Below are 8,146 nucleotides of genomic sequence, written 5' to 3' on the forward strand. Positions count from 1 at the left end.
CCCTGTTTTTGCGCTGGCAAAATGTTCGAAACACTCGTAAATACAGGATCTCCGATACCTTAACTACTATTTCGCAAACCTATTCATTTTTTAATCAGACAATAAAATAACGGATTCTCTCCTATCTATATTCATGATTAGAACATGCCTTGAATATCTATATAGTAATACATTTGGGACGTAGTAGGAGGAGAATGCATGGTTGAATTTATTCTTGAATTATTTACATCAAAACAAAGAGTGGAAGCTATTTTAAGCAGCTCCGTTATTGAGTTTATTTTTGTTGTCCTGTTTGTCATGTTTCTATTGGCTTTGCTGATTCATATTACCATTTACAATAAATTAAAAACGATCAGAAATCACCTGAAAGCAACGGGGAATTTGAATGTAGAGCCGTTAAATACATTGAAAGAACAATATGAACAAAAGCAAAAACAAGAAATGGTTAAAGTGGAGACATTTGTTCAAGAGCAATTTTCGAATTGGCGTATATGGCAAATTTCTGTCGTTAGTCTCATTAAAATGGTGCAAATGACTGTGTCTGTGTTTATATTATTAGGAGTACTTGGCACATTTATTGGCTTAACCTCTTCTTTAAGTAGTATTGATTTACAAGGAAATGATGTGGTTACAGGGGTAGCAAGTGTATTAGCCGGTATTGATGTTGCTTTTTATACGAGCATTGTTGGGATGGGATTTTCATTAGTGATGACGGTATTAATAAAGGTATTTAATACAGAATTTATGTTAACAGATATTATGCTTATGACGGAGACGAGATTAGAAGGCACAGAGGAAAATGGACTGCAACAATTAGTAAGCCTTTCAGAGGCGATTAATACGTCCATACAGCATTTACAAAAGTCGAATCAACAGTCCTTTCAAACAATAGAAGCCGCCTTTGCTGGATTTCAAAATTACACCTCAAGTTTGGAACAATCCGCTAAAGACTTAGCTGCATTTAATCATGGGCTTTCAGATAATCTCGAATCATTTCAGCAATTATTTACACATATGCAAAAAGTAACCGATAGTTTTGCTGCGGGAACGGACAATCTAAACGAAAATTTTGCTACATTATTTACGTATTTCAAACGTATGGATAGCCATAACGAACGACAGGTAAAAGCGTTCGAACAAACGTATGAGAAGATAAAAGAAGCAATGATTTCGCAAATGGACATGTTGAAAAATTTTTTAGATTCTACAGAGGAAATAAAACAATTCACATCTACTTTATTAGATGAACAGGCATCGTTACAACAGAATTTCACCTCGATACAGGAAAAGAGCAAACAACTCGTTGTGCAAATGGAGGCACAGAACAAAGAATTTAGGTCCATATTTGGTGCGGATCTATCGACAAAGCTATCAGGTGTAATTGAACAACTATATGGATTGTCGAGAGAATTTGATAAAATGGGAGATGGTTTAACACAGCTTCCAAATGCACTTGAAGTCATTAACCAAACGCAAGCAGAATATAAACATTTATTATCGGATCGTTTCCAAGAATTAAAAGAATTTAACCGTACATTTAGCAATCATATAAAATCACAGGCTACAAATACGATGGCATTTGAAAAACATTTGCAGCAAACGATAAGTTCTTTTGAACAAATGGATATGAAAAATAGTCAATTGTTACAAGAAATAAATGGAACCATTTCCCAAATGACGCAAACACATCAGCAACGCGAGAACCAGTTGGATAATAGTGTGCATATATTAAAGGATACGTTAGCCAATTATGTTCATAATCTGGAAGGGTCTGTAGGAAAACGATTAGATCAAATTGGTCAAGCTCTCCAAGCGTCCATGCGTGAAGTAAATGAAGGGCTGCGAAATGAATGGAATGAACTAAGAAGAATGAATGACACGACACAGCAAAATCAAGTAAGGGCAATCCAACAAAGCGTACAGGATCTGCAGCGGGAAATTCACATGTTAAACCAACAATTGGCTGCTTTTTCTCAACGTAATTACACTTCAAACAATGCGATAAGGCTGAACCAAAATGAATACTAAATATGAGCGTTTATTTAGGCAGAATAGGGACGAAGGACATTTTTGGCCATCATTTACAGACTTACTTACAACGATTTTACTTTGCTTTATTCTAATTTTTGTTGCTATGATGATTATTAAATCCTTACAAATAGAAGAAATGAAAAAGACGTTAGACCAAATTATGGGTGTACGAGCAAAGTTAGTGGAAGACTTAAAAGAAGAGTTCGGTGGTTCTGAATTAGGTGTTGAAGTAGACGAAAAGACGGGCGCCATCATTTTTAACACAGAGATTTTGTTTGCCTATGATAAGCACGAGTTAAAGGCTAACTCTTATACTTTTTTAGACGAATTTGTACCCAAATATTTGGATATTTTGTTGCAAGAAGGGTACGAAGAGTATGTTGCAGAGATCATTATTGAAGGTCATACGGACCGTGATGGGTCGTATTTATATAATTTACAGTTAGCACAGAATAGAGCATATAGTGTTGCTGCCTACCTATTAAGTGATGATTTTCCATACAAGAATATCCAGCAGCATTTAGCAAATAAATTAACGGTGAATAGTAAATCATTCTCCGACGTAAGAGCAGATGAGAACGGGAATTATAGTGCAGAAGCTTCCCGTAGAGTGGAATTCAAATTTCGACTGAAGGACGAAGAAATATTGGATAAAACAAGAGAGATTTTAGGTGGGTAGAAGGAGGGAATAAGCACAGTCGTTTTGCAAGACACGATAGGAGAGTAATTGCAGAGAGGCTTCTGCATCAAAAATGACAACTTTCCCTATCTTCGTCTCTTTAAAGCCGGAAAATCACTTTTAGCAGAATCATTTATACGATATCTGTCATACACTAGTTATTGAATACGTAAAAGTTCAGTTCAGAAAATGATGGAATGGGTATCAAATGACATCTAATCTAAAGGAAATAACGGGATCTCTTCTTTCGGCAATTGGAACGATACAAGCGGCAATCGGTAGCACTCCCCAGTTATCTTTAAGTAAAGATCAACGTTTTCAACTTCGATTAATAGGGAATGTATTACAAGCTCTAGGAAGCGGCGTGACTGCTGAAGGTGAAAGCGAGGCTTCTTTTGAAAAATTAGGGTACCAAATTCAAGCTACGGGCAATTCAACTGTAATAGTAGGAATGTTGATTTATCGTTCTTCAGATCCTATAACAGAAGAAAAATTGATTATAACAGGACTGTGGATGCAGGCATTGGGGAGTTTTCTAGTGGCTACTGATGAATGGGCTGATAACACAAATGGTGTGTGGGAAAATACTATCGGAGCCTTATTGCAAGGTATTGGTAACTCTTTACAAGCAATAAGCGGCATTCAAACGCTTCAAAACAAGCAGTCGGATCAGCCTATAATTGGGGTTGTAGGAAGTTGGATACAAGCAGTAGGCGCCGTTATATCATTTATTGGAGCATTTCAAGAAGAATAGTTATTGAAACGCATCCTAATGGGTGCTTTTCTTTTTACATTAAAGGAAAGCATACGTTTTTTTGGTTTATCGTATAAGAAACACGAAGGCTTTCGCCATCATGATTTGGCTAAGTCAAGTTTTTCTAACACTTTATGGTAAAATCATAATGGTTTTCTTTGAGAATAATTTTTGGAAAGCTAAAATTTTTTGGATTATAATGTTAGAATATAAAGAGAATAGGAATATATTCGATGTGGGGTGAATCCACTGGAAAAAGTCATTTGGATTTTGGTTGCATATGTATTTGGCTGTTTAAATGGCGCTTATTATGTTGGTAAACTATATTATCAACAAGATATTAGAGAATTAGGTAGTACGAATGCTGGAGCTAGAAATGCGGGAAGGGTCTTTAGTCGTTCTGCGTTTATTGTTACAGTAATTATAGATGCATGGAAGGTAATTATTCCGTTATGGATAGCTATCAGCTTTTGGGAAATGGATACGATTATACTAGGGTGTATGGCTATTGCCCTTCTCCTAGGTCATTTATGGCCAGTACAACTAGGTTTTCGTGGAGGGAAGGGAGTAGTTGTATACTTAGCTACAGCACTTATGTTAGCCCCTATTCCTTTAGTTGTTTGTGGGCTTATCATCTTGCTAGGGTATCAACTTCATAAAAATCTTATGTTAATAGCGATGATTGGGTTTAGTAGTATCCCGTTAAACTTGTTCATTTTCTATAGAAATATCGAGTTGACAGTAGTTTTTTTCATGATGCTGTCTGTTGTTGTAATTATGCATAGAAATGGGGACTAATGGTGAAAGAATCATACTTTGTAATTTATAAGATAGCAGACTTAGAAGAAGAGTTAGAGCAAATCTATCGTTTAAACTATGAAACGTTTGTTGAAGAGATTCCACAGCATGAAAAAAATAGCGACCATAGATTAGTAGACCGTTTTGACGATAAGAATACATATGTTATTGCTAAACGAGGCAAGGAAGTAATTGGAATGATTTCGGTTCATAATCAAAGACCATTTTCGCTTGACAAAAAGTTAGATAATGTAGATGATTATTTACCTGTATCTGCTATCCCTTGTGAAATACGTTTATTAGCTATAAAAAAGCAGTATCGAGGAGGGCGCATCTTTTATGGTCTCTGTGAAATGTTAGTAGACTATTGTTTGGAAAGAGGGTTTAATATGGCGGTTATTTCTGGAACATTAAGGCAAACAAAGCTCTATAAACATTTAGGGTTTAAAGCGTTTGGACCATTAGTTGGAACGGAAGAAGCACCGTATCAACCTATGTATTTAACGAAGAAAAACTTTGAGCGTGCCTCTAAATTATTTGAACGAATGTTGCGAAAAGAAGTGCGGCAAGACAATTATAATTTCCTTCCAGGTCCTGTGGAGGTTTCCGATGCTGTAAAAAAAGCATGGAGTGATAAAGCTATATCTCATCGTGCGAAGGATGTACATAAAGTAATGGAAGAGGTACAGCAACAATTATGTGATGTAACCAATGCTAATTATGTAGAAATTGCAGTAGGTACAGGTACACTTGCGAATGATATGATTGCTGCTCAGTTAACAACACTTCCAGGTGAAGGGTTAATTCTGTCAAATGGCGAATTTGGAGAACGTTTAATGGATCAAGCTGTGAGGTTTGGTCTTTCTTTCCAAAGCATTTCTAAGTCGTGGAGTGCACCGATTACTTTAGAAGAAATAAAACGAACATTGGTTGAGCATCCAGAAATAGAATGGCTATGGACTGTCCATTGCGAGACATCAACAGGCTATGTTTATCCATTGGAAGAATTAAAGCAGCTATGTAACCAATATGGTGTCCGTTTATGTATAGATGCTTGTAGTACGGTTGGTGTTCTACCGCTTCATTTAGAGTCCGTTTATTTAGCAAGCACGGTAAGTGGAAAAGGTATCGGTTCATACCCGGGATTAGCTATTGTGTTTCATCACGAGAAGCTTTTTCCACAAAATTCAATACCTAGTTATTTAGACCTTGGTAGGTATCAAACAAGCGATAGTATTCCGTTTACGCATTCATCGAATAGTTTGTTTGCTATGCAAGCTGCTTTACAGCAGTTTTGTCCAGATAAAACAAAGCTATTTCGAGATATAAGCAATGCATTTCAAAGCGTTGGCATGCAAGTGCTCACAGGAGAAAATTATTCTCCGGGTATTGTGACGGTTTGTCTACCTCCTGAAATTCGTTCACGTCAGTTCGGCGATGTGTTGAAACAAAAAGGGGTTCAAGTTAGTTATGAAAGCAGTTATTTACTAAACCATAACTGGTTTCAAGTGGCTATTATGGGACAACAACAAGCTTCGCATATCAGGAAGGGCATAGAGATTATTGTTGAGGTATATCAACAGTTTGCTAGAGAGAAGGAGATTCATTCATGCGAAAATTAACCCTGTTGATAGAAAGAAATGTATTGATGACGTTGATTATCTTATTATGGCTAAAATCAGTCATTATTTCTTTTACTACTTTTCAATTACCGCTTTATTCTTGGTTTGATATCATGATCGTTTTTATCAACCCGATCGGCATTATTATGATCATGTTTGGGCTTAGTTTCTTTTGGAGAAAACGTTTGTCTCCACTTATGCTATTTATCATTTATCTATTATTGTTAGGCTTATTGTATGCAAATGTGCTGTATTATCGGTTTTATATTGATTTTGTTACCGTTTCTGTTTTACTACAATTGAACAATGTAGGAGGTTTAGGACCTAGCACGGTTGAACTCTTTTCCCCGCTTGATACGTTGTTATTTGTGGATGTTGTAGTTATTGGGTATGTTATTTTTAAAATGAACAGAAAGAAAAACCATCCAGTAGTACCTAATAAGAAAAGATATGCTTTTACTGGTGTGGGGTTGCTTGTCTTTACTTTGGTCATTGCGCTCATTCAAAATCCGTTTCTTTTACAAACAGATTACGATCGTGAAGAACTAGTGAAGTCATTAGGTTTATATAATTATCAGCTGATAAATATAGCAAATGGTGTTAAATCTCCCGTAATGAAAGCTTTTGCAGATGAGGCAGATGTAAAAGAAGTACAATCGTATATCCAAGGTAATGAAGAAAAGGATTCGTTTCAGGAATTTGGAATAGCGGAAGGAAAGAATGTTGTTTTTATTAGTTTAGAGTCTACACAGAATTTTGTGGTTAACCAAAAAGTGAATGGCAAAGAAATAACCCCATTTTTAAATGAGCTGATTCAAGACAGTTTTTATTTTAACAATATATACGACCAAGCAGCGCAAGGAAAAACATCTGACGCTGAATTTATGATTAATACTGGCTTATATCCTTTACCAAGTGGATCTGTATTTGTTCGCAGACCGAACAATGAATTTCAATCCCTACCGTATATCTTGCGAGAAGAAAATGGCTATACGGCTGCTGCTTTTCATGGAAATGATGCTTCATTTTGGAATAGAGACGATATGTATCGATCGATAGGGTTCGATACATTTTTCTCGAAAAAAGATTATCATGTGACGGAAGAAAACTCGGTTAATTATGGGTTAAAGGATATTCCCTTTTTTGAACAATCAATGGAAAAATTACTTCATTTATCTGAACCTTATATGGCAAGTTTCCTGACGTTAACGAATCATTTTCCATTTTTATTAGAAGAAGAGGATCAATCTATTTCACCCGCGAATACATCTGTAGGTGTTGTTAATCGATATGTAACAACCGTTCGGTATGAGGATGAAGCGTTAAAACGGTTTTTTGAATTAGTAAAGGAAAAAGATATGTATGAAGATACAGTGTTTGTTATCTATGGAGATCATTATGGTATTTCCAAAAAATACGAAGCTGGTGTTTATGAATTACTTGGGCAAGAGGATACGGAAATGAGCCACCTTGAGTTACAAAAGGTGCCAGTAATTATCCACGTACCAGGACAAGAAGGAAAAAAGATAGAAACAGTGGGAGGAACGATTGATATTCATGCAACTGTTTTAGAATTAATAGGGGTACGAGATAGGGAGCAAATGAATTTTAGTCGTAATCTATTTACGAGAGATAATGAAGCCCCTGTTGTGTTTCGCGATGGAAGCATCGTCACAGATAAATATGCTTATGTAAATGGTCGTTGTTATGATAAGCACAAGCAACAGGTTGTCGAATCAAATACATGTAATGATTATTTAGAAACGGCACGAAATGAACTATATGCTTCAGATCAAATTATCCTTGGTGATCTATTTCGCTTTATCGGAAAATAGCCTCGAAGTGGAGATGACCATTTGATGAAGCAGGATGAAGCAAAAAATTTGCTATTATATCTACGGTAAGCTATTCTTTGTGCATGCTTATTACATCTATAGCAACTGAAATAATTGTTTAAAATTTTATATAGGCACGTAAGCATCGGTTGCATAGTCCCAGTCGTATTTCGATTGAGCTTGTAACAGTTTATTTATAGTATTATTTTCAACTTGAACATATATTAGCTATTCATAGATAAAGCAGGAGGGGACAGCTGTGAAACTTGTTGGAATAGCCGGCTCATTAGTCGGAGAAAAAACGTCGCAAGTAGTACATGACGTTTTACGTGTAGCCAAACGTATCGATAAACAAATAGAAATCGCATTAATCGACTTGAAAGAATATGATGTAGAGTTTGTTAATGGGTCACCTTTAGCCTATTAT

6 protein-coding genes are annotated in these 8,146 nt (G+C 35.9%); all 6 read left to right on the forward strand.

Features of this window, described 5'->3' with window-relative positions; all coding sequences use genetic code 11:
- Window positions 1-198 precede the first annotated feature (198 nt).
- Entirely contained in the window at window positions 199-2,028 is a 1,830-nt protein-coding gene (locus tag HLX49_RS11520) for a MotA/TolQ/ExbB proton channel family protein (protein WP_296362033.1), read from the forward strand.
- Entirely contained in the window at window positions 2,018-2,710 is a 693-nt protein-coding gene (locus tag HLX49_RS11525; RefSeq protein WP_077704840.1) for an OmpA family protein, read from the forward strand. Before HLX49_RS11520 ends, HLX49_RS11525 begins: the two co-directional genes overlap by 11 nt.
- A gap of 208 nt (window positions 2,711-2,918) precedes the next feature.
- Window positions 2,919-3,464 carry a DUF6944 family repetitive protein gene (locus HLX49_RS11530; protein ID WP_101934135.1) on the forward strand — a complete coding sequence of 182 codons (546 nt, stop codon included), beginning with the start codon at window positions 2,919-2,921 and terminating at the stop codon, window positions 3,462-3,464.
- A gap of 240 nt (window positions 3,465-3,704) precedes the next feature.
- Window positions 3,705-4,262 carry a glycerol-3-phosphate acyltransferase gene (locus tag HLX49_RS11535; RefSeq protein ID WP_237342750.1) on the forward strand — a complete coding sequence of 186 codons (558 nt, stop codon included), beginning with the start codon at window positions 3,705-3,707 and terminating at the stop codon, window positions 4,260-4,262.
- Entirely contained in the window at window positions 4,262-5,884 is a 1,623-nt protein-coding gene (locus tag HLX49_RS11540; RefSeq protein WP_101934133.1) for an aminotransferase class V-fold PLP-dependent enzyme, read from the forward strand. Before HLX49_RS11535 ends, HLX49_RS11540 begins: the two co-directional genes overlap by 1 nt.
- Window positions 5,872-7,719 carry an LTA synthase family protein gene (locus tag HLX49_RS11545; RefSeq protein WP_296362040.1) on the forward strand — a complete coding sequence of 616 codons (1,848 nt, stop codon included), beginning with the start codon at window positions 5,872-5,874 and terminating at the stop codon, window positions 7,717-7,719. The genes HLX49_RS11540 and HLX49_RS11545 overlap by 13 nt, the downstream gene beginning before the upstream one ends.
- Window positions 7,720-8,146: the final 427 nt, after the last annotated feature.

The organism is Virgibacillus sp. (assembly GCF_013393565.1).
Classification (GTDB): domain Bacteria; phylum Bacillota; class Bacilli; order Bacillales; family Amphibacillaceae; genus Virgibacillus; species Virgibacillus dokdonensis.

Excerpts from the sequence above, each read along its gene's own strand:
- HLX49_RS11520 (WP_296362033.1), top strand. The coding sequence starts at position 199 with ATGGTTGAATTTATTCTTGAATTATTTACATCAAAACAAAGAGTGGAA.
- HLX49_RS11525 (WP_077704840.1), top strand. The coding sequence starts at position 2,018 with ATGAATACTAAATATGAGCGTTTATTTAGGCAGAATAGGGACGAAGGA.
- HLX49_RS11530 (WP_101934135.1), top strand. The coding sequence starts at position 2,919 with ATGACATCTAATCTAAAGGAAATAACGGGATCTCTTCTTTCGGCAATT.
- HLX49_RS11540 (WP_101934133.1), top strand. The coding sequence starts at position 4,262 with ATGGTGAAAGAATCATACTTTGTAATTTATAAGATAGCAGACTTAGAA.
- HLX49_RS11545 (WP_296362040.1), top strand. The coding sequence starts at position 5,872 with ATGCGAAAATTAACCCTGTTGATAGAAAGAAATGTATTGATGACGTTG.